Origin of the sequence: Nocardia sp. NBC_01499 (assembly GCF_045040275.1) — a bacterium.
Lineage (GTDB): Bacteria > Actinomycetota > Actinomycetes > Mycobacteriales > Mycobacteriaceae > Nocardia.
The window spans coordinates 8,621,798-8,646,290 of record NZ_CP109426.1 but is presented as its reverse complement, the minus strand read 5'-3'; the positions used below and the strand labels follow the sequence as shown (position 1 = coordinate 8,646,290).

Annotated in this window: 24 protein-coding genes and 1 riboswitch; of the genes, 19 read left to right on the top strand and 5 right to left on the bottom strand. The window is 68.8% G+C overall.

Features of this window, described 5'->3' with window-relative positions; translation table 11 throughout:
- Positions 1-82 precede the first annotated feature (82 nt).
- The 4 genes from rsmH to OG203_RS39365 all read right to left on the bottom strand — a co-directional run bounded on the left by rsmH (position 83) and on the right by OG203_RS39365 (position 3,189).
- A complete protein-coding gene (gene rsmH / locus OG203_RS39380) occupies positions 83-1,057 on the bottom strand; it encodes a 16S rRNA (cytosine(1402)-N(4))-methyltransferase RsmH (RefSeq protein ID WP_405162279.1) in 975 nt (324 codons plus the stop codon).
- A gap of 267 nt (positions 1,058-1,324) precedes the next feature.
- On the bottom strand, positions 1,325-1,756 hold the full coding sequence (gene mraZ, locus OG203_RS39375; protein ID WP_040733463.1) for a division/cell wall cluster transcriptional repressor MraZ: 432 nt from the start codon (positions 1,754-1,756) through the stop codon (positions 1,325-1,327).
- A 415-nt stretch (positions 1,757-2,171) separates the two neighbouring features.
- Positions 2,172-2,600, bottom strand: a complete 429-nt coding sequence (locus OG203_RS39370; RefSeq protein WP_405162278.1) for a DUF3040 domain-containing protein — start codon at positions 2,598-2,600, stop codon at positions 2,172-2,174.
- A 148-nt stretch (positions 2,601-2,748) separates the two neighbouring features.
- The gene (locus tag OG203_RS39365; RefSeq protein ID WP_405162277.1) at positions 2,749-3,189 is read right to left on the bottom strand and encodes an SAV_6107 family HEPN domain-containing protein; all 441 of its coding nucleotides are present in this window, start codon (positions 3,187-3,189) and stop codon (positions 2,749-2,751) included.
- Positions 3,190-3,332: 143 nt separating this feature from the next.
- On the opposite strand from OG203_RS39365, the gene OG203_RS39360 reads away from it, so the two are divergent.
- The 5 genes from OG203_RS39360 to OG203_RS39340 all read left to right on the top strand — a co-directional run bounded on the left by OG203_RS39360 (position 3,333) and on the right by OG203_RS39340 (position 8,554).
- Positions 3,333-3,944 carry a GNAT family N-acetyltransferase gene (locus tag OG203_RS39360; protein WP_405162276.1) on the top strand — a complete coding sequence of 204 codons (612 nt, stop codon included), beginning with the start codon at positions 3,333-3,335 and terminating at the stop codon, positions 3,942-3,944.
- A gap of 30 nt (positions 3,945-3,974) precedes the next feature.
- Complete coding sequence (locus OG203_RS39355; RefSeq protein WP_405162275.1) at positions 3,975-5,540, top strand: phytoene desaturase family protein; 1,566 nt, start codon at positions 3,975-3,977, stop codon at positions 5,538-5,540.
- A gap of 82 nt (positions 5,541-5,622) precedes the next feature.
- Positions 5,623-6,522: a carotenoid biosynthesis protein gene (locus tag OG203_RS39350; RefSeq protein WP_405162274.1), complete on the top strand. Its 900-nt coding sequence runs from the start codon at positions 5,623-5,625 to the stop codon at positions 6,520-6,522.
- A gap of 96 nt (positions 6,523-6,618) precedes the next feature.
- Positions 6,619-7,365, top strand: coding sequence for an LppM family (lipo)protein (locus OG203_RS39345; RefSeq protein WP_405168142.1), 747 nt, complete (start codon positions 6,619-6,621; stop codon positions 7,363-7,365).
- 46 nt (positions 7,366-7,411) lie between these two features.
- The gene (locus OG203_RS39340; protein ID WP_405162273.1) at positions 7,412-8,554 is read left to right on the top strand and encodes a glycosyltransferase; all 1,143 of its coding nucleotides are present in this window, start codon (positions 7,412-7,414) and stop codon (positions 8,552-8,554) included.
- Between the two features lie 3 nt (positions 8,555-8,557).
- Here OG203_RS39340 and OG203_RS39335 read toward each other — a convergent pair whose 3' ends face one another.
- On the bottom strand, positions 8,558-9,259 hold the full coding sequence (locus OG203_RS39335) for a hypothetical protein (RefSeq protein WP_405162272.1): 702 nt from the start codon (positions 9,257-9,259) through the stop codon (positions 8,558-8,560).
- A gap of 414 nt (positions 9,260-9,673) precedes the next feature.
- A riboswitch (SAM riboswitch) is annotated at positions 9,674-9,768 on the top strand.
- A gap of 188 nt (positions 9,769-9,956) precedes the next feature.
- Here OG203_RS39335 and OG203_RS39330 point away from each other — a divergent pair.
- The 14 genes from OG203_RS39330 to OG203_RS39265 are packed head-to-tail and all read left to right on the top strand — an operon-like array spanning position 9,957 to position 24,281.
- Positions 9,957-11,030, top strand: coding sequence for an amino acid ABC transporter permease (locus tag OG203_RS39330; RefSeq protein WP_405162271.1), 1,074 nt, complete (start codon positions 9,957-9,959; stop codon positions 11,028-11,030).
- Positions 11,027-11,794 (top strand): amino acid ABC transporter ATP-binding protein, encoded by a 768-nt coding sequence (locus tag OG203_RS39325; protein ID WP_405162270.1) that lies wholly within the window; start codon positions 11,027-11,029, stop codon positions 11,792-11,794. Before OG203_RS39330 ends, OG203_RS39325 begins: the two co-directional genes overlap by 4 nt.
- Positions 11,794-12,768 (top strand): ABC transporter substrate-binding protein, encoded by a 975-nt coding sequence (locus OG203_RS39320; RefSeq protein ID WP_405162269.1) that lies wholly within the window; start codon positions 11,794-11,796, stop codon positions 12,766-12,768. Before OG203_RS39325 ends, OG203_RS39320 begins: the two co-directional genes overlap by 1 nt.
- A gap of 4 nt (positions 12,769-12,772) precedes the next feature.
- On the top strand, positions 12,773-13,300 hold the full coding sequence (locus OG203_RS39315; protein WP_405162268.1) for a GNAT family N-acetyltransferase: 528 nt from the start codon (positions 12,773-12,775) through the stop codon (positions 13,298-13,300).
- A complete protein-coding gene (locus OG203_RS39310; RefSeq protein ID WP_405162267.1) occupies positions 13,297-14,409 on the top strand; it encodes an LLM class flavin-dependent oxidoreductase in 1,113 nt (370 codons plus the stop codon). Before OG203_RS39315 ends, OG203_RS39310 begins: the two co-directional genes overlap by 4 nt.
- Positions 14,406-16,025 (top strand): ABC transporter substrate-binding protein, encoded by a 1,620-nt coding sequence (locus OG203_RS39305; protein ID WP_405162266.1) that lies wholly within the window; start codon positions 14,406-14,408, stop codon positions 16,023-16,025. The genes OG203_RS39310 and OG203_RS39305 overlap by 4 nt, the downstream gene beginning before the upstream one ends.
- Before the next feature lie 2 nt (positions 16,026-16,027).
- Positions 16,028-17,038, top strand: a complete 1,011-nt coding sequence (locus OG203_RS39300) for an ABC transporter permease (protein ID WP_405162265.1) — start codon at positions 16,028-16,030, stop codon at positions 17,036-17,038.
- Complete coding sequence (locus OG203_RS39295; RefSeq protein ID WP_405162264.1) at positions 17,031-17,897, top strand: ABC transporter permease; 867 nt, start codon at positions 17,031-17,033, stop codon at positions 17,895-17,897. Before OG203_RS39300 ends, OG203_RS39295 begins: the two co-directional genes overlap by 8 nt.
- A 2-nt stretch (positions 17,898-17,899) precedes the next feature.
- A complete protein-coding gene (locus OG203_RS39290) occupies positions 17,900-19,582 on the top strand; it encodes a dipeptide ABC transporter ATP-binding protein (RefSeq protein ID WP_405162263.1) in 1,683 nt (560 codons plus the stop codon).
- Positions 19,582-19,827, top strand: coding sequence for a hypothetical protein (locus OG203_RS39285; protein WP_405162262.1), 246 nt, complete (start codon positions 19,582-19,584; stop codon positions 19,825-19,827). Before OG203_RS39290 ends, OG203_RS39285 begins: the two co-directional genes overlap by 1 nt.
- On the top strand, positions 19,827-20,963 hold the full coding sequence (locus OG203_RS39280) for an LLM class flavin-dependent oxidoreductase (RefSeq protein ID WP_405162261.1): 1,137 nt from the start codon (positions 19,827-19,829) through the stop codon (positions 20,961-20,963). Before OG203_RS39285 ends, OG203_RS39280 begins: the two co-directional genes overlap by 1 nt.
- Positions 20,960-22,330 (top strand): NtaA/DmoA family FMN-dependent monooxygenase, encoded by a 1,371-nt coding sequence (locus OG203_RS39275; protein ID WP_405162260.1) that lies wholly within the window; start codon positions 20,960-20,962, stop codon positions 22,328-22,330. The genes OG203_RS39280 and OG203_RS39275 overlap by 4 nt, the downstream gene beginning before the upstream one ends.
- Positions 22,327-23,133, top strand: coding sequence for a DUF1684 domain-containing protein (locus OG203_RS39270; RefSeq protein WP_405162259.1), 807 nt, complete (start codon positions 22,327-22,329; stop codon positions 23,131-23,133). The genes OG203_RS39275 and OG203_RS39270 overlap by 4 nt, the downstream gene beginning before the upstream one ends.
- The gene (locus OG203_RS39265) at positions 23,130-24,281 is read left to right on the top strand and encodes an LLM class flavin-dependent oxidoreductase (RefSeq protein ID WP_405162258.1); all 1,152 of its coding nucleotides are present in this window, start codon (positions 23,130-23,132) and stop codon (positions 24,279-24,281) included. The genes OG203_RS39270 and OG203_RS39265 overlap by 4 nt, the downstream gene beginning before the upstream one ends.
- Positions 24,282-24,493 lie beyond the last annotated feature (212 nt).

The following is a 24,493-nucleotide window of genomic DNA, read 5'->3' as shown; positions in this document are numbered from 1 at the left end:
GCCGTCCCCTCGTGAGTCTGTGCGGGACATCCGGCCTCCCTTGTCCAGGCCCCGCACCCGGTCCGCCGGAAGAGCTCATGTCTCATCCGACCTCCTGAATTCGCTCCGCCGCGCGCATCCTGACGGGTGCCGCGCGAGGGTTTTCCTCAATTTCCTGTTCGGTCGCCTTCTCCGCGCCACGGGTCAGCATCCGGAATTCCGGTCCCATGCCTGGCAATTCGACCGGTAGGTCGATGGGGCTGCGGGAGGCCGCGCGCGGCGCGAACTCCTGCTTGACCACCTTGTCCTCGAGTGACTGATACGACATGACGACGATCCGGCCGCCGATCCGCAGCGAATCCAGCGCCGCGGGCAGCGCGGCGCGCAGCGAATCGAGCTCGCGATTGACCTCGACCCGCAGCGCCTGAAAGGTGCGCTTGGCCGGGTGCCCGCCGGTGCGGCGGGTCGCCGCCGGTATCGCCGCGTAGAGCAGCTCGACCAGTTCGGCGCTGGTGGTGAACGGCTTCTGCTGGCGGCGGCGCAGCACCTCGGAGGCGATCCGGCCCGCGAAGCGTTCTTCCCCATAGGTTTTCAGCACGCGGGCCAGGTCGCCGTGGCTGTAAGTGTTGAGCACGTCGGCGGCGGTGGGGCCGGTGCTTGGATCCATCCGCATGTCCAGCGGCGCGTCGATGGAGTAGGCGAAGCCGCGATCGGCCTCGTCGAGCTGCATCGAGGAAACGCCGAGGTCCATCAGGATGGCGGAGACCGATCCGGCGGCGGGCAATCCGGCCTGCTCGAGCGCGTCGGCGATCCCGTCGTATCGGGTGTGCACCAAGGTGATTCGGTCCGCGAACGGCGCGAGTCGCTCGGCGGCCAGCTTCAGCGCGGCGGTGTCGCGGTCGAGTCCGACGAGCCGGAGGCCCGGATAGGTGCGCAGGAAGTGTTCGGCGTGTCCGCCGAGGCCGAGCGTCGCGTCGAGGTACACCGCGCCGGGTTCGGTGAGCGCGGGCCCGAGCAGCGCATCGGCTCGCCCGAGCAGAACAGGAACATGGCGGGGGCCGTCCTGCTCACGGTTCACCTCGACCTCCCGGGATCTGCCTCGCTTCGTCGCGCACCGCGCATGGTCGCCTTATTCCTCTGTGCAGATGCGGGAGTTCCCGCATCCCGTCGGCCCGACGAGCGCTCCGCGATGGTGTGTCGTTGGGCCGCAAGTGCATGTGCATAAGAAACCGTGTCCGGAGACGAATGCCCCGTGGTCTCTGACCGAACCTCGGCACCTGGCGTCGGGGAAGTACGTCAGGGTCCGCGTCCGGGCAGAGGCCACGCGGCACTCGTTCGCTCGGGGCTAGAAGATTCCGCCCAGCGACTCGTCTCTCGCTTGCGAGAAATCCTCCTCGTGCTCGGCGAGGTAGGAGTCCCACGCCTGCTTGTCCCATATTTCGAGGAAATCGACCGAGCCGGTCACCACGCAATCCCGTTGCAGGTTCGCGTAGCGCCGATGTTCGGCAGACAACACAATCCGGCCCTGTGCGTCCGGACGTTGTTCATCCGTTCCGGCCGCTAGTGCCCGGACGAATGCGCGAGCCTGCGGGTTACTTCGCGACGCCGCCGCGGCTCGACGAGCGAGCGCGGTGAACTCTTCTTTGGGATACACGGCAAGGCTGTGGTCCTGACCCTTCGTGACCATCAACCCTCCCGCCAGATCGTCTCGAAATTTCGCAGGCAACGTGAGTCGCCCCTTGTCGTCCAGCCGAGGTGTGTAGGTACCGAGAAACAACTCGATACCTCCCTAGTCGATCACCTCGATGGTCGGCCTTTCCTGTAGTGCGCGCTCCACATTACCCCACTTTCCCCCACTTTCAATCGAAACTGCCGGTGATCTGGCTCCCGGCTCAGACGATTCCGCAGGTCATCCCAGCTATCACCCTGGTGGAGAACTTCTTGCGTGTTCTGCCGACACGCACAGTCCGCATGGACAAAGGCCCGGAAACACCCAGCAAACGCCCAGGTGCGAGGTAGCTCGGCCGAGGATGGGGCGATGTGGGGGATCTTGTGGGGAGATGTGGAGCAGGCGCCGCGCACCCCGCGCGGAGATCACCGGCGGGGCGGGCCCGTGCACACGCGAGACGGCGACGCCGCACCTGATCGGTGCGGCGTCGCCGTCTGTCTGCGGTTGTCAGGCTATGAGCGGGCTAATCCTGCTCGAACCGTCGCCGGAATCGGTCCTCCATGCGTTCGGAGAAACCGCCGGACTTGCGTTGCCGTCCACGCTGTCCGGTCGTTCCACCGCTTGGACCGCCGGGCGTGGCGTCGCCGCCGGCCCGATCGCCCTTCGCGATCCCCTTGGACGTGCCGACCAGCAGCAGTACGCCCGCGGCGAACATGACGATGAAGCCGACCAGGCTGATGATCGGGAAGCCGCCGGGCTTCACCGGGGCGGCGATGCCGGCGACAAGTAGAAACAGACCGAGGACGAACAACGCCGCGGCCTGGAGTCTGCGACGACTCGAGGTCGAGCGAAGGCGCCCGCCGCGGACGGACGACGCGAACTTCGGATCCTCAGCGTAGAGCGCGCTCTCGATCTGTTCGAGCATGCGCTGCTCGTGCTCGGAGAGTGGCACGGTACCTCCCCCGGCACTAGGCGTGGCTGTCGCCTCCGGGTAGGCGACCTGATAGCCGACCTTGGCGGCTATCTGTCACCAATGATACGAGTTCGATCAGGGCCGTACCACCTAGTCGCCCATAACTATGTGGGCGTGCCGCCGGTCACTATCCGGTCATGCCGCTTGTCCACCCCGGTGCGGGGCGCAACCGAGCCGATGCGGTAAGGAGATCTTCAATGTCGTGAAGGAATGCTCCTACCCGCGAATAGAACTCGTCGGCCTCGTCATCGTCGATCTCACGATCGAGTCCGGCCTCCAGTGCGGCCCTGGTCTCCGACCGCGCGCTGAAGTAATCGGCCCACATGACGAACTCGGGCGCGGCGGACTGCAGCAGTACCCACGCGTTACGCGAACGAGCCCGCGGCGCGTTGTCGGCGCCGGTGAGCGCGATCACCGCCCCGGCCCCGCGCAATGCGGCGAGATAGGCGGTGCGGAATCGCTCGCGCGGGTCCCGCTCCCCCGCCGCCTGCATGAGCAGGCCATCGGCCCGTTGCAGCAGCTTGCCTGCCCGACCGGGCTGTCCCGGATGTTCGACTCGACCAGACATCTCGCCAGTCCCTCCGCTATCGCGTACCTGGAGCCAACACCGCCTAGTGTGACCGAACAGGTATTCGAACGTTTGAATTGAGATTGAATATAGAGACGCCCACCGACAAACTTTCCGCGCCAACTGTGGACCCGACGAGAGCCATGACCGCCGTCAAGCCCAATCACACTCCCGCACCTGTCGTCGTCGACCTCTCCGTCGCGGCACTGCGCTCCCGGCTGCACGATGCGCTGGCGGTGTATGTCGCGGCGATGGACTATCCGCGCGGCACCGAACACCATCGCGCGCCGATGTGGACCGAGCACACCACTCGTCCCGGCTGGCAGGCCGTCGCCGCGGTGGTCCCCGACGATTCGGGGCAGGTCGACCTACGGTCCTCGCCGATCGTGGCGATCGCCTACGGCTACCGCGGTGCCGCGCACCAGTGGTGGCACCAGCAGGTGCACAGCGGGATGCGGCGCTCGGGCTGGCCAGAACATTCGACGCGCGAACTGCTTTCGGACTATTTCGAGCTGACCGAGCTGCATGTGCACCCGTCGGCGCAGGGGCTCGGCATCGGCGCCACGCTGCTGGAACGGCTGCTGCGGGATCGGCCGGAGCAGGCCGTGCTGCTGTCGACGCCGGAGGTGGACCGGGAGGACAACCGGGCCTGGCGGCTGTATCGGCGGCAGGAATTCACCGACGTGGTGCGGAATTTCGTGTTCTCCGGCGACAATCGGCCGTTCGCCATCCTCGGACGGCGGCTGCCGCTGTGAGGGTTATGCCTTGGCCTGCGTGAGGGTCACGTGACGGTCGCGGTGGTGGGTTCGGGCCATAACGCGCTGGTCGCCGCCTGTTATCTGGCGCGGGCCGGGCACGCGGTGGAGGTCCTGGAACGCGACGATGTGCTCGGCGGGGCGGTGTCGACGGTCGAGCGGTTTCCCGGCCATCTGGTCGATCGCGGCTCGTCCGCGCACATCATGGTGCGGCACACCGGGATCATCGAGGAACTCGAGCTCGATCGCTTCGGGTTGCGCTACATCGATTGCGACCCTTGGGGTTTCACGCCGGGCAGCGATGGGCGCGCGCCACTGGTGTTCCATCGCGAGCTGGATTCCACCTGCGCATCGATCGCGGCCGCCTGCGGTGATCGTGATGCTGCGGCGTATCGGCGTTTCGTCGAGGTGTGGGGGCCGCGCAGCGCCAGAGTGATGCGTGCGTTCGGCGGGGCGCCGACGCCGGGGCGGTTGCTGCGCTCGTTCTGGGGGCTGGACGCGAAGGACGGCGGGAGCGCGCTGTCGCGGGAGTTCCTGCAATCCGGGGACGCGTTGCTGGACACGCACTTTGACGACGAACGACTCAAGGCGTCGCTGGCTTGGTTCGGCGCGCAGTCCGGGCCGCCGATGTCGGAACCGGGTACCGCGCCGATGGTTGGTTTCGCCGCGCTCATGCATACGCTGCCGCCTGGTCGGGCGGTCGGCGGCAGCGGCGCGCTGAGCGCGGCGCTGGTGCAGCGGCTGCGCTCCGATGGCGGCGTGGTGACGGCCGGTGACGCGGTGACCGCTCTGCGGCGCGACGGTGACGGCTGGCGGGTGCGCACCGCCTCGGGGCGAAACCTGTACGCCGACACCGTCATCGCGGGCTCGCACGTGCTGACCACGCTGGATCTGTTGCGCGAGGGCGGTTTCGACGCGGGCGTGCTCGATGACTGGCGGCGGCGCATTCGGGTCGGGCCGGGGATCGGCATGGTGGTGCGGGTCGCTACCCGGTCGTTGCCGAACTACCCCGGCAGCTCGGTGCGCGAATCCGCCCGTGGTCTCCAGTTTCTCGTGTCCGATCGGCGCCAGCTCCGGCTCGCGCACGGGGCCGCGTCGGCCGGTGATCTGCCGCCGCGCCCGGTGGTGCTTGCGATGAGTTTCAGCGCCTTGGATCCGAGCATCGCCCCGCCCGGTGAGCATCAGCTCTCGCTGTGGGCGCAGTGGCACCCGTACCGGCTGGCCGACGGCAGCGATTGGGCCGAGCACGCCGAGCGCGAGGCCGATCGCATCATCGCCGAAGTCGACTCCTACGCACCGGGTTTCACCGATTCGATCTTGCGCAGGCATGTGCAGACGCCGGTCGATCTGGAGCGGGAGATGGGGCTGCTCGGCGGCAATGTGATGCACGTGGAGATGTCCCTCGATCAGATGATGCTGTGGCGGCCGCTGCCGGAACTGTCCGGACAGCGGGTACCGGGCGCACCGGGGCTGTATCTGACCGGCGCGTCGACTCATCCCGGCGGCGGCGTCTCGGGCGCCAGCGGCCGTAGCGCCGCCACCCTCGCCCTACACGACCTGCGCCGCAACCGATTCCCGCTGCTGCGCCGCCGATGACCGTGCCGCCGCACGCTTTCCGATTTCCCGCACCTGGAATCGCATGCGATTTCCGGTGCGGGAAATCGAAAGGCGTGCGGCCGTGAGTGGCGCACGTGCGACAGCGGCGCGGTTTGGGCCCGTTGTTTTGGCGGTGGCGCTGGTCCTGGTGCAGATCGCTTACCCGCTGACGTCGGGGGGTGGGCGGGATCGGGTCACGGTCGCGGTTGTGCTGCTTTCGGCGGGGACGGCGTTGGCGCATGCGACGGTGACGCGCGGGATACGTTATGCGGCCGGGTTTTTGGTGATCGTGTCCGGGATCGGGTTGGCCGCCGAGATCGTCGGCACCGCAACGGGCTTGCCGTTCGGGTGTTACGAGTACGCGGTGGATCGACTGGGGCCCGCGCTGAGTGGGGTGCCGCTGGTCGTTCCGCTGGCCTGGACGGGTGGACTGTATCCGGTCTGGGTGGTGGCCGGGCTGGTGTCGCGGCGCACGCTGTCGCGCATCGGGCTGACGGCGGCCGGGGCGGTCGGCTGGGATCTCTTTCTCGACCCGCAGATGGTCGCCGACGGGCAGTGGACGTGGTGTGACACCGGCTCGGGGCTGCCCGGCCTCGCCGATATTCCGTACACCAACTACCTCGGCTGGTTCGCGGTGGCGCTGCTCATGGGTGGGCTGCTCGCCGTGCGGGATCGCGCGGCGCCCGGTCCGTCAGATGGCTTGGACGGGCCGCTGGCCGCCGGGGTCGGCGCGACGCCCGGTCCGTCAGTGGGCCTGGACAGGCTGTTAGAGGGGCTGAACGCCGCAGCACCGAAAACCGGCTCGATCGCGGTACCGGTGGCCGTTTTCCTGTGGACCTGGCTCGGTTCGACGCTCGCGCACGCCGTCTTCCTCGGTCTACCGTTTTCGGCCTGTTACGGCGCTGTCGGGCTGAGCGTGCTCGGCCTCCCGCTGCTTCGCCACCTCTACTTTTACCGCCCGCGACCCGTCCCGGCGGGCTAGCCGAGACACATCGCTTGCCTCGTTCCGCCCGTCGCGTGGGCATCTGGACGGATGGCCTGGCACGATGTCCCCGTGCAGCCGAGTCCCATCACCACGATGCCCGATGCCCCGGTACTACCGTCGCCGCGGACGCGCCGCCTTGGCGCGCGTGTCGCCGCGGCCGTTCTGCTCGCGGCGATGCTGGTGCCCATGCTCGCGGGGTGCCTGCGGGTGCAGGTGTCGATGGGCGTGTCGTCCAACGACCGGGTGTCCGGTCGGATCGTCGCCGCGGTCGTGCCCACCGACGGCAATGACAAGGGCCCGCAGCTGAAGGCGCCCGACTCGCTCGCCGCGAAGGTGCGGGTGGAGCCCTACACCCAAGACGGGTACGTTGGCAGCCAGGTGTTCTTCGAGGACATGTCGTTCGGCGAGGTCGGCCAGCTCGGTCAGCTGTCCGAGCAAACACAGGGCATGTTCCAGATGCAGTTCCAGCGCACCGGCGACCTGGTCAGCCTGAGCGGGCGCGTCGACCTGAAATCCGTGCCGCCGAGCGGTTCCGACGTGCAGTTCACCATCGCGTTCCCGGCCCGTGTCGCCAAGACCAACGGCAACCGCGAGGGTGACAACATCGTGTCGTGGAAGCTGCCCGCCGGCGACGTCTCCACGTTGCGCGCCGAGGTCAGCTACGCCGACCCGAACACCCGCTCCTTCGCGGGCTGGGCTGGCATCGTCGGCGGCATCACCCTCGCCGTCGCCGCCATCATCGCCACCATGGCCTACATGGACCGGAACCCGCCCGCACCGGGCGCGCCCACCGGGCTGTCCTGGAGCCGCTGGTGGAAAACGGTCACGCAGAGCCGCTGAGCGAAAGCCGACACACGTTGTGCCGCAGCCAGGTTCGGTTCGCCGGATGGTGAAGGTGACGTGGCTCGGTACCGGAATCTCGTTGGTGGGCGCGGGGATCGCGCTCTATAACCGGATTACGGTGCGTCGGCTGGCGGATACCGCGATCGAGGTGATCGATCCGGTCACCGTATGCGTGCCCGCTCGCGATGAGGCAGCGCGCCTGCCCGGACTGATCGCGGATCTGCGGGCGCAGCGCGGGGTCGCGCGGTTGAGCGTCGTGATCCTCGATGACGCGTCGGCCGATGACACCTTCGCGACAGCGATCGATGCGGCCGGTGGTGATCCGCGAATCACGGTGTTGCGCAATGACACCGACCCGCCGCCCGGCTGGACCGGGAAGGCTGCCGCGTGTGCGCGATTGGCCGACTCCGTGGCCACGCCGGTGCTGGTCTTCGTTGACGCGGATGTGCGGCTGGCACCGGGTGCGGTCGCGACGGCGGTCACCGAACTGCGCAGGCGGCGGGTCGCGCTGGTCTCGCCGTGGCCGAGGCAGCGGGCCCGGTCGGTGGCCGAGGCGCTGGTGCAGCCTTTGCTGTGCTGGTCGTGGGCCGCGACGCTGCCGATCTCGCTGGCCAACCGGAGCCTGCGACCGTCGACTTCGGTTGCCTGCGGCCAGTTCCTGGTGTTCGACACCGCCGCCTACCGCGCCGTCGGCGGGCACGCCGCGGTGGCCGCCAGCGTCACCGAGGACCTCGATATCGCTCGAACACTGCGCCGCGCAGGGCAACCCACCGTTCTCGTCGCCGCGGGCCGCATGGCGAGCACCCGGATGTACGCGGGTACCGCCGAACTCGACGCCGGATACACCCGCTGGCTGTGGTCCGCGTACGGCGGCACCGTCGCGGGCGGCGCGGGCGTGGGAACGCTTGCCGCCCTGGCTTATTGGGTCCCGCCCCTGGCCGCGGTCGGTGGTTGCGGAGCGGTCCGCCGGGTCGGTGTCGTGGGCTACACAGCCGCCGTTACGGGCAGGCTGCTGGCCCGCTCCACCGAAACCGGCGGGCCGATTACCCGCACCGATGTCCTTGCGGCCCTGGCTCACCCGTTCTCCGTGGCCGCTTACCTACTGCTGTGGGCACGCTCGCACCGCGCTCGGCGGCGGGACGCGCTGAGCTGGAAGGGCCGCACGCTCAACATAACTGGCACCTAGGACTTACGGGACCTCGGTGATCCCCACCGTCGGCAGGAAGAAGCAGGACTTGCCGCCGTTCTCCACGGTGCCGAAGACCGCGGCGAGCACGGTGCCCTGGCCGGTGTCGACGGGTACGGCGCGCACACCGCCCATCGGGAGGGCGGCGACGAAGAAGTTCTGGATGGCGCGTTCGGCCATGGGGCGCAGGGCGGCCGGGACTTCGGCGGGGATCATGGCGCCGAAGACGGTGGACAGCGGGCCCATGGCGGCAAGTCCGCCGCGGCCGCTGGTCACGTTCATCCAGGCGACCTGCATGCCGGTGGTGTCCGATCCGTCCTGGCCGAGGCCGTAGGGGACGAAGGTGAACATGGTCTGCCCGGCCTTGACGGCGGCCAGGTCGAGCCCGGGGATGGTGATCGAGGTCTTGGGCCACGGGCCCGGCACCGCCCCGGCTACGGCCGGAGCGAGGCCGAGGGAGGTGCCGCCGAGGCAGAACGGGGCCGCGGTCGGGTACAGGAACGGCTGCATGCCGAACGCGCGCAGGCCATCGATCGCGGTGTTGTAGACGCCGAACAGGTCGCCCGGCGCGGCGGTGCCGGTCTGGGTGGGACGCTCGCTCGCCGCGGCGGGCGGAACCGGGGTCACGCCCGGCACGGTCGGTGCCGCACCCGAAGTGGGGGCGGCGAGCGCCAGCGCGACCGAGCAGGTCGCGACAGCGGACATTATGGTCAGACGGCGGTGCACGGCCACGGAGACCTCTTCTCATCGTCGACGCAATCGAAGGCTGACGGTACTCCGGCAAACGCCGTGAACAGGCTGTATTGCTTGTGGCAAGTCATCGGCGTGTCATTCCAGCACCGCGACCATCGCGGCGGATCCGAGGCAACTTCGCGGGGTTCGCATATCGAGGCACGCACCAAGCCGTATGCTGCTCCCCGGCGGAGCCGCCCGAGTACGTGAGCGCACGCCGCTACCGATCACGCTGAGCCAGCGTATATCCGGCTATCGGACTTACCCGGCAAACCGGGCCCCGGCAAGATCTACACTCACGGTGATTACTTCCCTTGTCCAAGGGTTCGCCTGCTGGGCATGATAATTCGGCTCGACCCTGACATCGTCCGGTGTCCGGATCGGCGACAACCATCCAGAGCGACCGAGAGACCTGGCTCGTCGACGTCGCAGCAACCCCCCGGTTCACCGGGTGCGGGTGCTTCCGCCGGGACCGATGGAGGAACCGAAGTGATCATCGCCGCTGTCCGTGGCACCCGTTGGGGCCGCCGTCACATCGATCAATGCAAAGTCACATCCGCGAGCTGTCGGGGCTGACCCGCAGCCAGTCTATTGCACCCGTCGCTGGCCGGGTGATGTGACCGCGGCCCGATGTGGCGCGGTTTCGTTCGTTCTTCCGAAGGACCTCGACATGAGTGCGTCCGCCGCACCCGATGCCGCAGCACCCGGCGCTACCGCCGCCGCCGACCGCGATCCGGTCGCTACCGCGACTCGCGAACCCGGCGCCACCGTCCGTGCCGAAGCCGCCCTCGATCCGGCGCCGGTCGAATCCGCCACCGCGCTGGGCGATTCCGCGCCGACCGTCGCCAAGACGCGCCACCCGTGGCGATGGGTGATCAGTGCCGTCGCGCTCATCCTGCTCGCGCAGTTCATCCACGGACTGATCACCAACCCCGGTTGGGATTGGCCGACTTTCGCGAAGTACATCACCGCGAAGTCGGTGCTCGCCTCGCTGAAGGTGACCCTGGAGCTCACCGCGTGGGGTACCGCCCTCGGCTTCCTGCTCGGCACCGCGCTCGCCATCGCGCGACTGTCGAACAATCCGGTGCTGCGGGTGATCTCGTGGAGCTACATCTGGGCGTTCCGCTCGATTCCGCTCATCGTGCAGCTGCTGTTCTGGTTCAACATCGCCTACCTGTACAACACGCTGTCGGTCGGGATCCCGTTCGGCCCCGCGTTTTTCACCTTCGAGGTGAACGGGGTGATCAGCGGTTTCACCGCGGCGGTGATCGGGCTCGCGCTGCATCAGGCGGCGTACTCGGCCGAGATCATCCGCGCCGGCATCATCTCCGTCGACGCCGGTCAGCTGGAAGCCGCTGCCGCACTTGGCATTCCGAAGGTGCGCCAGTTCCGCTCCATCGTCGTCCCGCAGGCCATGCGCTCGATCCTGCCCAATGCGACCAACGAGGTGATCAGCCTGTTCAAAGGCACCTCGATCGTGTCGGTGATGGCGATCGCGGAGCTGTTCTACCAGGTCCAGGTGATCTACGGACGCAACGGGCGGGTGGTACCGCTGCTGCTGGTTGCCACCGCCTGGTACATCGTGCTCACCACCCTTCTCTCGGTGGCGCAGTACTACATCGAGCGCCACTACGCCAAGGGCACGCAGCGCACGCCACCGCCGTCACCGGTCCAGCGGGCCTGGCAGAAGCTGCGCGAGGTCGCCGAATCCGGTTCCACCGCACCACGAGGAGCGACCCGATGACCGCCGCACCCGCCGTCGAGGTACGCGGCGTCCGCAAATCCTATGGCGCGCACGAGGTGCTGCGCGGGATCGACCTGACCGTGCGCTCCGGCGAGGTGGTCACGGTGATCGGCCCGTCCGGTTCCGGCAAGTCCACGCTGCTTCGGGTGGTCAACCATCTGGAGTCGCTGGACGCAGGCACCGTGCACATCGACGGCGAGCTGATCGGATATCGACTGCGCCGCAACACCTTGCACGCGCTACCCGACCGTGAGGTGCGCAAGCAGCGCTCCCGGATCGGCTTCGTCTTCCAGCAGTTCAACCTGTTCCCGCATCTGACGGTGCTCGATAACGTCACGATCGCACCGCTTTCCGCGCAACGCCGCGACCGCGCCGAGATCGAGGCCGAGGCACGAGTGCTGTTGGAACGGGTCGGCATCGGTGAGCTGGCCGACGCGTACCCGCGCAGGCTGTCCGGTGGGCAGCAGCAGCGGGTGGCGATCGCGCGGGCACTTGCCTTGCGCCCCAGGGTGATCCTGTTCGACGAGCCGACCTCCGCGCTGGACCCCGAGTTGGTCGGCGAGGTCCTCGACGTGATCCGCGACCTCGCGCACGGCGGCACCGCGCTGGTGATCGTCACCCATGAGATCGGCTTCGCCCGCGAGATCGCCGACACCGTGGTGTTTCTCGACGCGGGCGTCATCGTCGAACAGGGCGAGCCCCAAGTAGTCCTCGACAATCCGCGCCACCCGCGCACCCGCGCCTTCCTCTCCCGAGTCCGCTGATGAACAGGTTCCCGATGAAGCTTTCCGCCCTGGCCACCGTCGCCGCGACCGCGGTCGTGCTGTTGGCCACCGGCTGCACCGATCCCGAGGCGGAGTCCGCGGCTCAGCCCGCCGGTGCGATCACCTTCGACCTCTCCGCCGCCCAGACCGGCCGCGTGCGCGCGACCAAGGTGGACAGCATCGCCACCGAAGTGCCGCAGGCCATTCGGGATCGAGGCACCCTGGTGGTGACCGGCGCGTCCGGCACCGCGCCGCCGCTGCGTTTCTACGCCAACGACGACAAGACCGTTGTCGGCTCCGAGGTCGATTTCGCCTCGCTGATCGCCGACGTCCTCGGCCTGAAACTCGATGTGCAGGTGGCGGATTGGTCGCAGAACTTCGTGCGCATCGATTCCGGTGAGGTCGACGCGTTCATCTCCAACGTGACGGTGACCGAGGAACGTAAGGAGAAGTACGACTTCGCCACCTACCGTAACGACACCGTCGCGCTGGAGGTGCCCAAGCAGAGCACCCTCGAGTACAAGGATCGCAAGAGCCTGGCGGGCAAGCGAATCGGCGTCGGCAGCGGCACCAACCAGGAACAGCTGCTGGTGAAATGGAACGAGCAGAATCACGCCGACGGTCTCGCGCCCATCGACATCGCCTACTTCCAGCAGACCAGCGACTATTACCTGGCGCTGGCCTCGCAGCGGCTGGACGGCTACATCGGCCCCAACCCGACCGCGATCTACCACTCGGCCACCGCGAACCAGACCAAGATCCTCGCCACCTTCTCCGGCGCGGGCGAGGCGCTGCAGGGCGAGATCGCGGTGCTCACCAAGAAGAACACCGGGCTGATCACCGCCGTCCAGCATGCCCTGAACTACGCCATCGAACACGGCACCTATCAGCAGGTGATCGATCGGTGGGGTCTGAAGACCGAGCAGGTCACCGAGTCGCGGGTCAACCCGCCCGGCCTACCGAAGCAGCAGTGAGTCGATGACACAACAGCTTTCGGCACGCGAGTTGCGCGTGCACCAGGTCGCTCAGGACGATCCGCTTGCCGCACCGCTGCTCGCCGAACTCGCCGTCGAATACAGCAGCCGCTACGGCCGCAGCCCCGGTGAGATGCACGCATCGCTACGTGACTATCCCGCGACGGAGTTCGCGCCACCACACGGCGCGCTGCTGGTTGTCACCCGCCACAGCGAGGCCGTCGCGGGCGGCGCATTCCAGCGCTACGACGCGGAAACCGCTGAGCTGAAACGAATCTGGACGTCCCGCGAGCACCGCAGGCAGGGACTCGGCTTGTTCGTGCTCGAACAGCTCGAAGCCGAGATCGTGCGACGCGGCTACCGGCGTATCTACCTGACCACCGGTCCACGCCAGCCGGAGGCCGTCGGCCTCTACCTGGCCGCCGGGTACACCGCGCGCTACGACCCGGCCGTGCCCGCCGAGGAGCTCGGCCCGCACCCGTTCGAGAAGCATCTGCCCGCCGTTACCGACGAACTGGGAGCAACCGCATGAAGTTCCTACTGTTCACCCTGGTCACCCGGGTGCCAGACCCGACAACCGGCCGGCTGCCCGGTACCAGGGAGCGACTGCGCAACGTCGTCGAACAGGCAAGGCTTGCCGAGGATCTCGGCTACGACGGGTTCGCCGTCGGTGAGCGGCACGAGGATCCGTTCCTGTCCGCCGCGCCGCCGGTGATCCTGAGCCACATCGCCGCGGTCACCTCCCGCATCACGCTGTTCACCGCGGTCACCACGCTGAGCCTGCTCGACCCGGTGCGCGCCTTCGAGGACTACTCGACGCTGGACAACCTGTCCGGCGGCCGCCTGGAGCTGATCATCGGCAAGGGCAACGGGGCCGCGCAGGCCGAGCTGTACCACGTCACCACCGACGACCAGTGGGACCGCAATCGCGAGGGCTACGACCTGTTCCGGGCGCTGTGGGGCAGCGATAGCGTCACCTGGTCGGGCCGGTTCCGGCCGGAGCTGAAGAACGCCAAGGCATTACCTCGGCCGTGGCAGCCGAAGATCCGGATCTGGCACGGCAGCGCGACCAGCCGGGATTCGGTGGAACTGGCCGCGCGCCACGGTGATCCGCTGTTCTCGGCGAATGTCACCAACCCGATCGAGCCGTATGCCGAACTGGTCCGCCACTATCGGGAGCGCTGGGAGTTCTACGGGCACAACCCGGCCGACGCGCTGGTCGGCGCAGGCACGGCCGGATTCCATGTCGCCCGCAGCTCACAGCAGGCACTCGGCACCTATCGACCGATCTTCGAGGCGCGACTCGCCTTGGCGCGCAAGCTCGGCCTGCCGGTCGTGTTCGAGACGCTGGACGACTTCGTCACCCGCAGTTCGGCTTTGGTCGGCAGCCCCGAGCAGGTGATCGACAAGGTCGGCAGGCAGCACGAGCGGTTCGGCCACGAGGTGATCCACCTGTCCGCCGAGCGCGACGGCCGCCCCGAGATCGACTACCTGGACAGCCTCGCCCTCTTCCAAACCGAGGTGGCGCCGGAGCTGCGCCGCCGAATTCCCAGCCGCCCGTTGGCAACCGGCGCCGATGCCGCCGATCTCGACCCGCGCGACGACCTCGTCCGCACCGAAACTTCTGGAGTTACCCCGTGATCCGACACCGTCACCGAATCATCGCGCTGGCAGGCGCGCTCGCCGCGGCGACCACCGTGGCCGCCTGCGGCACCGATTCGGCCGCGCCCGGCGGCGACGCCGGACCCCCGAAGCCGGGCGGCACGCTGCGCTACGGGTTGTCCCAGGCACCGACCTGCTCGGATCCCGCGCAGGCCGGCACCAACCAAACCCTGTACGTGACACGGCAGATCGTCGATTCGCTGACCGACCAGGATCCGAAGACCGGCGAGCTGAAGCCGTGGCTCGCGCAGAGCTGGGAGGTCACCCCGGACGCGAAGGTGTTCACGTTCCACCTGACCGACGGGGTCACCTTCAGCGATGGCACGCCGCTCACCGCGGACTCGGTGGGCAAGACTCTCGATTCGGTCATCAAGCTCGGCTCGGCGAAAGCGGCCCTGGCCGCGAGCTACCTCACCAACTACGTCGGCACCACCGCCGTGGACCGGTTGACCGCGCGGGTCGAGTTCAGCAAGCCCAATGCGCAGTTCCTACAGGCGTCTTCGACTCCCCAGCTCGGCATCCTCGCCGACGCGACCACCGCCAAGCCCGCCGAGCAGCGCTGCCTCGGCGACAACATCGGCAGCGGGCCGTTCACCTACGCGAGCTACCGCCAGGACGCGTCGGTGACGCTGGCGAAACGCCAGGGCTACCAATGGGGTTCGGCGGTCTTCGGCCACCGCGGCGAGGCGTACCTGGACAAGATCGAATTCACCGTGGTACCCGAATCCGGGGTGCGCACCGGCAGTGTGGCCTCCGGGCAGCTCGATGCCATCAGCGACGCGCTGCCGCAGGACGCACCGCAGATCGAGGCCTCCGGCGGGCGGTTGCTGAGTACCGCGAATCCCGGTGTGCCGTTCGGCTTCCAGACCAACGTGACCCGTGGCCCGCTGCGCGACCCCGCGGTGCGCCAGTCGCTACTCCCCGCCATCGACCGTAAGCAACTGGTGGACACCGTGCTCGGGCCGCAGTTCAAGCCCGCGACCAGCACCCTGGCCAGCACTACGCCCGGCTACCAGGATCTTTCGGCCCGGCTGGCCTACGACCCTGCCAAGGCGCGCGACATTCTGGACAAGGCGGGCTGGGTGCCCGGCGGCGACGGCATCCGGGCGAAGAACGGTGAGCGCCTGTCGTTCTCGGTGCTGTTCACCCAGGTGTTCGCGGGCAATCAGGCGATCATCGAGCTGGTGCAGCAGCAGTTGCGCCAGGTCGGGGTCGAGCTGAAGTTGGATCTGGTGTCGAACGCCGAGAGCACGGCGCGGCAGAACTCGAAGGACTTCGACAGCACCTACTACAACACCACCCGCGCCGACGGGGACATCCTGCGTACCTCCTTCGGCCTCGACGGACGCAATCTCAATGCGCGCGAACGCATCCCGGCCCTCGACGACGCCTTGGACGGGCAGCTGAGCACCGTCGACAACGCCATCCGTACCGGGCTCGTGCACACCGCGCAGCAGCAGGTGCTCGATGCGGGACTGTGGATTCCGACGGTCGAGCTGTCGCAAGCCATCGGCGCGGGCGCCACCGCGCGGGACCTGAAGTTCGAGGCGTCGGCGCGACTACAGTTCTTCGACGCCTGGCTGAGCGGGCGGTAACCATGGCGCGCTATCTGGCTCTGCGGGTCCTGCAAGCACTCTGGGTGCTGTGGGCGGCGTTCACCATCTCGTTCGTGGTGCTCTACCTGCTGCCCGCCGACCCGATCTCCATCGCGGCCGACGGCGGCGGGGCGGGCACACCGGTGGACAAGGCCGCCATCGCTGAACTGCAGGCCCGCTACGGGCTGGATCGTCCGCTGTGGGAACAGTATTGGACCGCGCTCGGGCATGCGGTGCGCGGCGATCTCGGCCATTCGATCGCCACCGGGCAGCCGGTGCGCGATGCCATCGGCGACGCGTTGCCCGCAACACTCGGATTGGCCGGGCTCGCCTTGCTTTTCGCGACCGTCGGCGGTGTGACGCTGGCGTTCGCCTCGACGTACACGCGGCGTCCGTGGCTGCGTACGGCGCTTGCCGCGCTCCCGTCGCTCGGGGTGTCGGTGCCCACCTTCTGGACCGGATTGCTGCTGCTGCAACTGTTCTCGTTCCAGTGGCGATTGGCTCCCGCGTTCGGCGGCCATGGGTTCTCCGGCACCGTATTGCCCGCGCTGACCCTCGCGCTGCCCATCGGCGCGGTGATCGCCCAGGTGCTGGCCGCGGGTCTGGCATCGACCTGGCGTCAGCCGTATGTCGATGTGGCGCTGGCGAAGGGCGGTTCGCGCTGGTGGGTGCAGCGCAAGCACGTGCTGCGCCCGGCAAGCGTGCCAACCTTCACCATCGCCGGGGTGCTTGTCGGCAACATGCTCGCCGGATCGGTCGTGGTGGAGACGGTCTTCGCCCGCCAGGGTGTCGGCCGCCTCACCCAGACCGCTGTGCTGGCTCAGGACATTCCGGTGGTGCAGGGCATCGTCCTGCTCACCTCGGTCGTCTTCGTCACCGTGAATCTCGCGGTGGACCTGGTGTATCCGCTGCTCGACCCGCGCATCGCCACGCGTTCGCGCCGGGCGGTCAAGGACGAGGCGACCGACGATCAGATCGGCGGCACCGCCGAAGGGGTGGCAATTCATGGTTGACGTTATCGACGAAGGACGGCGCAACACGCTGTCGCGCCTGCGCACGCCGGTGCTGCGGTGGAAGTGGTTGCGCGACAACGCCGTACTTGTCCTTTCGGGCGTGGTCGCGGCGGTCGCTGTCGGGTGGGCGCTGTTTCCTTCGGTCTTCGCCAGTGGTGATCCGCTGATCGGGGTGCCCGCGCAGAAGTTCCAAAGCCCCAGTGCGCAGCACTGGTTCGGCACCGACAATCTGGGCCGCGACCTCTACACCCGCATGGTGCACGGTGCCGGGCTCTCGCTCACCGCCACGGTCGCCGCGGTGGGCATCGCGTTGATCGCCGGATCTATCCTCGGCCTGCTGTCGGGGGCCGTCGGCGGGTTCGTCGACTCCGTCGTCATGCGCTTCGTCGATGTGCTGCTGTCGATTCCGGCGCTGCTGCTGTCGCTGGCGCTGGTCACCGCGCTCGGCTTCGGCACCCGCAATGTGGCGATCGCGGTGGGTGTTTCGCTGGTCGCCAACTTCGCGCGGGTGATGCGGTCGGAAGTGCTCCGGGTGCGCAACGAGGTGTACGTCGAGGCGGCGCAGGCCTCGGGAGTCCGCTGGTACACGGTGCTGCTGCGGCATGTGCTGCCCAACTCCTACCAGCCCGTGCTCGCGCTGGCGGCCGTCGAGCTCGGCATGGCGGTGCTCGCGGTCTCGGCGCTGAGCTTCCTCGGCTACGGCGCGAAACCGCCCACCCCCGAATGGGGTTCGCTGATCTCCGAGGGCCGCAACTACCTCGCCACCGCCTGGTGGATGACCACCCTGCCCGGCCTGGTCATCATCGCGGTTGTCGTAGCCGCCCAGCGTCTCGGGCGCGCCGTAGGAAGGAACGAATAGCCATGACCACCACCTCTTCGCCTCGCGCGGCACCCGTCGACGCGCCAGCGCCCGCCGAAACTGCGGCGCCGCAGGCGGGCCCGCTGTTGCGGATCGAAAATCTTCGCGTCCGCTATCGGTCGGACTCCGGCGACGTCACCGCGTTGGCCGGTGTCTCGCTGAGTGTGTCCCGCGGCGAAGTGGTGGCCCTGGTCGGTGAATCCGGTTCCGGCAAATCCACTCTCGCGCAGGCGGTGATCGGGCTGCTCGGCGCGAACGCCGAGATCACCCGCGGCACGATCGCGTTCGACGGGCAGGTCATCGACACCACCTCCGAGCGGGCGCTGCAACGGTTGCGTGGTGCGCGGATCGGGTTCGTGCCGCAGGATCCCGGGCTGTCGCTGAATCCGGTTCGCCGCGTTGGTGATCAGGTGGCCGAGGCGCTGCTGGTGCATCGGCTCGCCGACAAGCGTTCGGCACGCGAACGCGCGGTCGAGCTGCTCGCCGACGCGGGTCTCGACCGGCCGGAACTGCGCGAAGTGCAGTACCCCCACGAACTTTCGGGCGGGCAACGCCAGCGGGTGCTCATCGCGTCCGCGCTGGCCTGCCAGCCGGACCTGGTGATCGCGGACGAGCCGACCAGCGCGCTGGATGCCACGGTGGCGCGGCGGGTGCTCGATCAGCTGGCGGCTCAGATCGCGGCCAAGGGCACCGCGGTGCTGTTGATCACCCACGATCTCGCGGTGGCCGCCGAGCGCGCCGACCGGATCGTCGTCTTGAACGGCGGCGAGATCGTGGAGGTCGGGCCGACCGCGACGGTGCTCGCCGACCCCCGGCATCCGTACACCAAGCGGCTGCTCGCCGCGTCGCCGAGCCTGGCACCGGTCGGCGCCTATCGGACGCCCAAGCCACGCGAGGGCGCGCCACTGCTGGCCCTGCGCGAGGTGCGCAAGCGTTTTCGCGCGCAGGCCGGTGGATCGGTGACGGCGGTCGCCGGGGTCGGGTTCGAGCTCGGCCGCGGCGAAACCCTCTCGCTGGTCGGCGAATCCGGCTCCGGCAAGTCGACGACGGCACGAATCGCGTTGCGGCTCACCGAACCCGACAGCGGCAAGGTCACCTTCGACGGGCACGAGCTGACCCGCGTCCGCGGCACCCGGCTGCGGGCCCTGCGCAAGCGGTTCCAGGTGGTGTATCAAAACCCGTACTCCTCACTGGATCCCCGGTGGCGGGTCGGCACGATCATCGAGGAACCGTTGCGCGCGTACGGCGTCGGCGACCGTGCGGCGAGGCAGGCGCGGGTCGCCGAGCTGCTCGACCAGGTCGCGCTGCCGGAGCACTTCGCGCAGCGCCGCCCCGCCGAACTGTCCGGCGGGCAACGCCAGCGCGTCGCCATCGCCCGCGCCGTTGCCCTGCACCCGGATCTGCTGGTGCTCGACGAACCGGTCTCCGCCCTCGACGCCTCGGTCCAGGCGCAGATCTTGGAGCTGCTCGACCGGCTGCAGGCCGAGCTGGCGTTGAGCTATCTGTTCATCTCGCACGACCTCGCGGTGGTGCGCCGCATCAGCGATCACGTCGCCGTCATGCGGCACGGCCGCATCGTCGAATCCGGGCCGACCGCAGCGATTTTCGACAACCCGCAGCACGAGTACACCCGCGAGCTGCTGTCGGCCATCCCCACCCCCGCCATCGCGAAAGGACCATCCTGATGTCGGAATCGACCTACCGGCACAGCCGGATACTCGTCCGCACCGATCGGCCCGCGTGCTGCCGGAGCAGGCCGGAACCGGGCTCGCTGCCCGCCAGGGCGAAGCGTTGGTGGCGCACGCATCTGCACGCGCCCGAGCACACCGCCGCCACCGACCTGTGGCAGCACGCGTTCTTCTTCGCGCCCGACGCCGCCGGTGTGCACCCGGCGGCGCGGCTGTGCCTCGACTGGAAGGAAACCTACTGATGGCCGAATCCGATTTCTTCCTGGCGGTGGAGCTCGCCGGGACCGGGATTCACCCGGCGTCGTGGCGGCGCGACGACTCACGGGCCGAGGATCTGTTCACCGGCGCCTACTGGGTCGACGCGATCACCGCGGCCGAAAAGGCCGGTGTCGACGCGGTATTCGTGCCCGACTCGTTCGGACTACAGCCCGGTGGACCCGGTGTCGCGCGGGGCAGGCTCGACGCCGTGGCGATCGCCGCCAGAGTGGCCGCCGCTATCCGGCACATCGGTCTGCTGCCGCAGGGCGCCGTGACGCACACCGAGCCGTTCCATCTGGCCAAGGCCATCCAAAGTCTCGACTTCGCCTCGTTGGGGCGCGCCGGGTGGGAGGTCACCGTATCCGAAGGTGTGGAGCAGGCAAGGGCTTTCGGACGCAAGGGCGAGCAGGACGCGGCGTCGCTGTGGCATGAGGCGGACGAGGCGATCGAGGTGGTCACCCGGCTGTGGGACAGCTGGGAGGACGACGCGGAGATCCGCGACGTGCCGACCGGGCGCTTCATCGACCGCGACAAGCTGCACTACATCGACTTCGCCGGGGACAACTTCTCGGTGAAGGGGCCCTCGATCACGCCGCGTTCCCCGCAGGGGCAGCCGATCGTCGCGGTGCGCGCGCATGATGACGCGAGCACGGGCGTCGCGGTGCACCGGGCGGACCTGATCCGTGTTGCCGCAGGCGATTTCGACTCGGCACGTGTCTTGCGGACGGCGCTGCGGACTGCGGTGCGGGCCGCTGATCGCGATCCGGATGCGGTGCGAGTGCTGCTGGATGTCGAAGTCCACCTGGCCGATTCGGCGGATGCGGCGCGCGCTGAGGTGGCGCAGCTGGATCAGTGGACAGAGTCCGGCAGCCCGGCCGGCCTGCGCCACATCGGAACTCCGGCGACGCTGCGCGAATTGCTCGGTGCGATCGGTGCTTCCGGTGCCGCCGACGGCGTCGTGCTCCGCCCGCTCGCGGTGCCGGCGGCGGTGGGCCACCTCGCCGCCTTGGCACGAAAGCCGCTGTCCGCCAGCACCTTGCGCGACCGCCTCGGCCTGCCGCGGCCGGTCAGCCGCTATGCCGACAGCACAACCACGATCCAGGAGGGTACGCCGTCGTGACCGGCACACCACGCAAGCAGATCCACCTCGCCGCGCACTTCCCCGGCGTCAACAACACCACCGTCTGGGCCGACCCGGCGTCCAAGAGTCAGGTCGACTTCGAGTCGTTCGTGCACCTGGCGAAGACCGCCGAACGCGGCCTGTTCGACTTCTTCTTCCTGGCCGAGGGCCTGCGGCTGCGCGAACACCTCGGGCGCGTCCACGATCTCGACGTGGTCGGCCGACCGGACACCTTCACGGTGCTCAACGCGCTGGCCGGGGTGACCGACAAGCTCGGCCTCGCCGGCACCATCAACAGCACCTACAACGAACCGTTCGAGCTGGCCAAGCAGTTCGCCTCGCTGGACCACCTGTCCGGCGGGCGCGCCGCCTGGAACGTCGTCACCTCCTCCGACGCGTTCACCGGCGAGAACTTCCGCCGCGGCGGCTATCTCGAGCACGCGCAGCGCTATCAGCGCGCGGCCGAGGTGGTCGAGGTGACCCGCAAGCTGTGGGACAGCTGGGCCGCCGACACGCTGGTTGTCGATCGCGCCGCGGGGGTGTTCGCCCGCGAGATCCCCGAAACCCGCCATCGCGGTGGGCAATTCGATATCGCCGGACGGTTCGTGCTGCCGCCGAGCCCGCAGGGTCACCCGGTGTTGTTGCAGGCGGGCGATTCCGACGACGGCCGCGAGTTCGGCGCGGCCGCCGCCGACGCGATCTTCACCGGCCACGGCACACTCGAAGCGGGACAACGCTTCTACGCCGACGTCAAGGGCCGGTTGGCGAAATACGGCCGGACACCGGACGAACTGAAGATCCTGCCTGCTGCCACCTTCGTGCTCGGCGACAGCGCGCAGGACGCCGAGGACCGCGCCCGCTATATCCGGCGCCAGCAGGTCGGCCCGCAGACCGCCATCGCCTTCCTCGAACAGGTGTGGGGCCGTGACCTTTCCGGCTACGACCCGGACGGCCCGCTGCCCGATGTCGAGCCGACCGACAATGTCACCATCACCCGCGGCCGCGTACGCCATGCCAAGGACCCGCGCGCCGTCGCCGAAGCGTGGCGGGCCAAGGCCGAGGCCGAAAACCTCAGCATCCGTGAGCTGATCATCGAGGTGACCGCGCGCCAGCAGTTCGTCGGCACGCCCGCGGCGGTCGCCGAGCAGATCGACACCTACGTCCAGGCCGACGCCAGCGACGGATTCATCCTCGTGCCGCACCTCACACCGGCCGGGCTGGATGAATTCGTCGACCGGGTTGTTCCAGAACTACAGGAGCGCGGCAGTTTCCGCACCGAATACACCGGCACGACCCTGCGCGAACATCTCGGGCTGCGCCATCCGCACCAGCACACCACCGCCCACGAAGGAGCACGAGCGTCATGACGACCAGCATCAGCACCGTTTTCGAAACCGAGTGGGCGCACTGGCAGCACGGCAGGGAGGACCAGCTGCGCGACCCGCTCGGCTTCCTCAGCCTGACCGGATTGCATTGGCTCACCGACCAACCCGAGCGGCTACCGGATGTGCCTGGTACCTGGTGGGTCACCGATAACAAGGTGTTCATCACCGCCCAGCCCGCCGACCGTCTCGAGTTCGACGGTGTCGGCATCGCGGGCGTGCAGATCATCAAGCCCGAGGAGGGCGCGCCGGGACTCTCTGTGCTGCACGAGCATCGGGTGCTCGAGGTGATCCGTCGGACCGGGCTGTACGCCGTGCGCGTGCACGACCCGGCCGCGCCGACGCTGTCGAGTTTCGCCGGAATCCCCACCTACGCACCCGATCCGCGCTGGGTCGTGCATGGCAGGTTCACGCCGTTCGACGAACAGCGCACGGTGACCACCGGCGCGGTGGTCGACGGATTGGAACATCACCACACCGCTTCCGGCACTATCGAATTCACCATCGGCGAGGCCACCGAGCAGGTCATCGCGTTCGGCGAGCCGACCGATCTCCGCCTGCTGTTCACCGATGCGACCAGTGGCATCACCACCTACCCGGCGGCACGCGCGCTCGCGGTCGGCGCACCGGACGCGGACGGCACGGTGCGCCTCGATTTCAACCGCGCGGCGAATTTGCCCTGCGCCTTCACCGATTTCGCGACCTGCCCGCTCGCGCCCGCGGAGAACCGGCTGCGCGTGGCGATCGAGGCGGGCGAGCAGCATCCACGGCTAGGGAGGAATTCATGACCGTCCCGCTCTCCATCCTCGACCTGTCCCCGATCAGCGCCGGGTCGTCCGCGCAGCAGGCGCTGCGCAATACCGTCGATCTCGCCCAGCACGCGGAACAGTGGGGCTACCACCGCTATTGGCTGGCCGAGCACCACTTCGTCTCGGTGGCCAGCTCCTCGTCGATCACGCTGATCGGCCTGGTCGCGGCGGCCACCTCGCGAATTCGGGTGGGGTCGGCGGCCGTTCAGGTCGGCCACCACACGTCGGCGTCGATCATCGAGGCGTTCGGCACCATCGACGCGCTGTACCCCGGCCGCCTCGACCTCGGACTCGGGCGGTCCGGGCATCGGCGCAGCCAGTACGGAGCGGAGCCGTCGCACCCGAAAGGTGGTCACCCCCAGGTCGATACGGCGACCGGACGGACCGAGATCAGGGACGGCGTTGTGGTTCCGCCGCCGTTCGATCCCGGCCGGGTCGCCGACCGGTCCAAGTTCCTCGCCTCGGCCGCCGCACTACAGCAGGAGGGTGCGCAGCCGCTGGACTTCGCCGAACAAGTGGACGAGGTGCGCGCGCTGCTCGGCGGGCACTTCGTGAGCAAGGACGGTGTTGCGCTGCACGCGGTTCCGGGTGAGGGCGCGCAGGTCGAGCTGTGGTTGTTCGGCAGCTCGGGTGGTGAGAGCGCGGTGCTCGCCGGACAACTCGGTTTGCCGTTCGCGGCGGCCTATCACGTGTCCCCCGGCAGCGCCCTCGATGCGGTCGACGCCTACCGTGCGGCCTTCCGGCCCTCCGCGCGGCTGGCCGAGCCGTACGTGGTGGTGTCGGCGGACGTGGTCGTCGCCGGTGACGACGCCACCGCGCAACGCCACGCGTCCACCTACGGCCACTGGGTGCACAGCATCCGCAGCGGCGCGGGCGCGGCCGACTACCTCGACCCGGCCACCGCCACCCCACTGACCCCGGAACAGCACCGCCTGGTCGCCGACCGCCTTGCCACCCAGTTCGTCGGCTCGCCGAGCACCGTCACGGAGCGCCTCGCGGCGCTGCAACGCGTCACCGGCGCCGACGAACTGCTCGTCACCAGCATCACGCACAGTCACGCCGATCGGCTGGAATCACACCGCCTGCTCGCCGACGCTTGGGGGTTGCGCGCCGCTCGCGCCGCCTGACCCCGCGCACCAATTCGCCTGGCGCGCACGAGACTGCCAACAGTTTCGTGCGCGTCAGGTAACACGCCTGCGGCCGCGCGGCGGGGCACAGCTGACCGCGACTGCGCACCCTCGGTAGGCGGTTCGTGTTTCTGTTTCGCGCGCGAAACTGTCAGTGATTTCACGCGCGTGGGGCAAGGAAGCGCGCGGAAGGGTGAACCTGGCACCGGGTG

Coding starts and splice junctions, on each gene's coding strand:
- OG203_RS39365 (WP_405162277.1), bottom strand. CDS start 3,189: ATGTCTGGTCGAGTCGAACATCCGGGACAGCCCGGTCGGGCAGGCAAG.
- OG203_RS39360 (WP_405162276.1), top strand. CDS start 3,333: ATGACCGCCGTCAAGCCCAATCACACTCCCGCACCTGTCGTCGTCGAC.
- OG203_RS39345 (WP_405168142.1), top strand. CDS start 6,619: ATGCCCGATGCCCCGGTACTACCGTCGCCGCGGACGCGCCGCCTTGGC.
- OG203_RS39340 (WP_405162273.1), top strand. CDS start 7,412: ATGGTGAAGGTGACGTGGCTCGGTACCGGAATCTCGTTGGTGGGCGCG.
- OG203_RS39335 (WP_405162272.1), bottom strand. CDS start 9,259: ATGTCCGCTGTCGCGACCTGCTCGGTCGCGCTGGCGCTCGCCGCCCCC.
- OG203_RS39330 (WP_405162271.1), top strand. CDS start 9,957: ATGAGTGCGTCCGCCGCACCCGATGCCGCAGCACCCGGCGCTACCGCC.
- OG203_RS39325 (WP_405162270.1), top strand. CDS start 11,027: ATGACCGCCGCACCCGCCGTCGAGGTACGCGGCGTCCGCAAATCCTAT.
- OG203_RS39320 (WP_405162269.1), top strand. CDS start 11,794: ATGAACAGGTTCCCGATGAAGCTTTCCGCCCTGGCCACCGTCGCCGCG.
- OG203_RS39315 (WP_405162268.1), top strand. CDS start 12,773: ATGACACAACAGCTTTCGGCACGCGAGTTGCGCGTGCACCAGGTCGCT.
- OG203_RS39310 (WP_405162267.1), top strand. CDS start 13,297: ATGAAGTTCCTACTGTTCACCCTGGTCACCCGGGTGCCAGACCCGACA.
- OG203_RS39300 (WP_405162265.1), top strand. CDS start 16,028: ATGGCGCGCTATCTGGCTCTGCGGGTCCTGCAAGCACTCTGGGTGCTG.
- OG203_RS39295 (WP_405162264.1), top strand. CDS start 17,031: ATGGTTGACGTTATCGACGAAGGACGGCGCAACACGCTGTCGCGCCTG.
- OG203_RS39290 (WP_405162263.1), top strand. CDS start 17,900: ATGACCACCACCTCTTCGCCTCGCGCGGCACCCGTCGACGCGCCAGCG.
- OG203_RS39285 (WP_405162262.1), top strand. CDS start 19,582: ATGTCGGAATCGACCTACCGGCACAGCCGGATACTCGTCCGCACCGAT.
- OG203_RS39280 (WP_405162261.1), top strand. CDS start 19,827: ATGGCCGAATCCGATTTCTTCCTGGCGGTGGAGCTCGCCGGGACCGGG.
- OG203_RS39270 (WP_405162259.1), top strand. CDS start 22,327: ATGACGACCAGCATCAGCACCGTTTTCGAAACCGAGTGGGCGCACTGG.
- OG203_RS39265 (WP_405162258.1), top strand. CDS start 23,130: ATGACCGTCCCGCTCTCCATCCTCGACCTGTCCCCGATCAGCGCCGGG.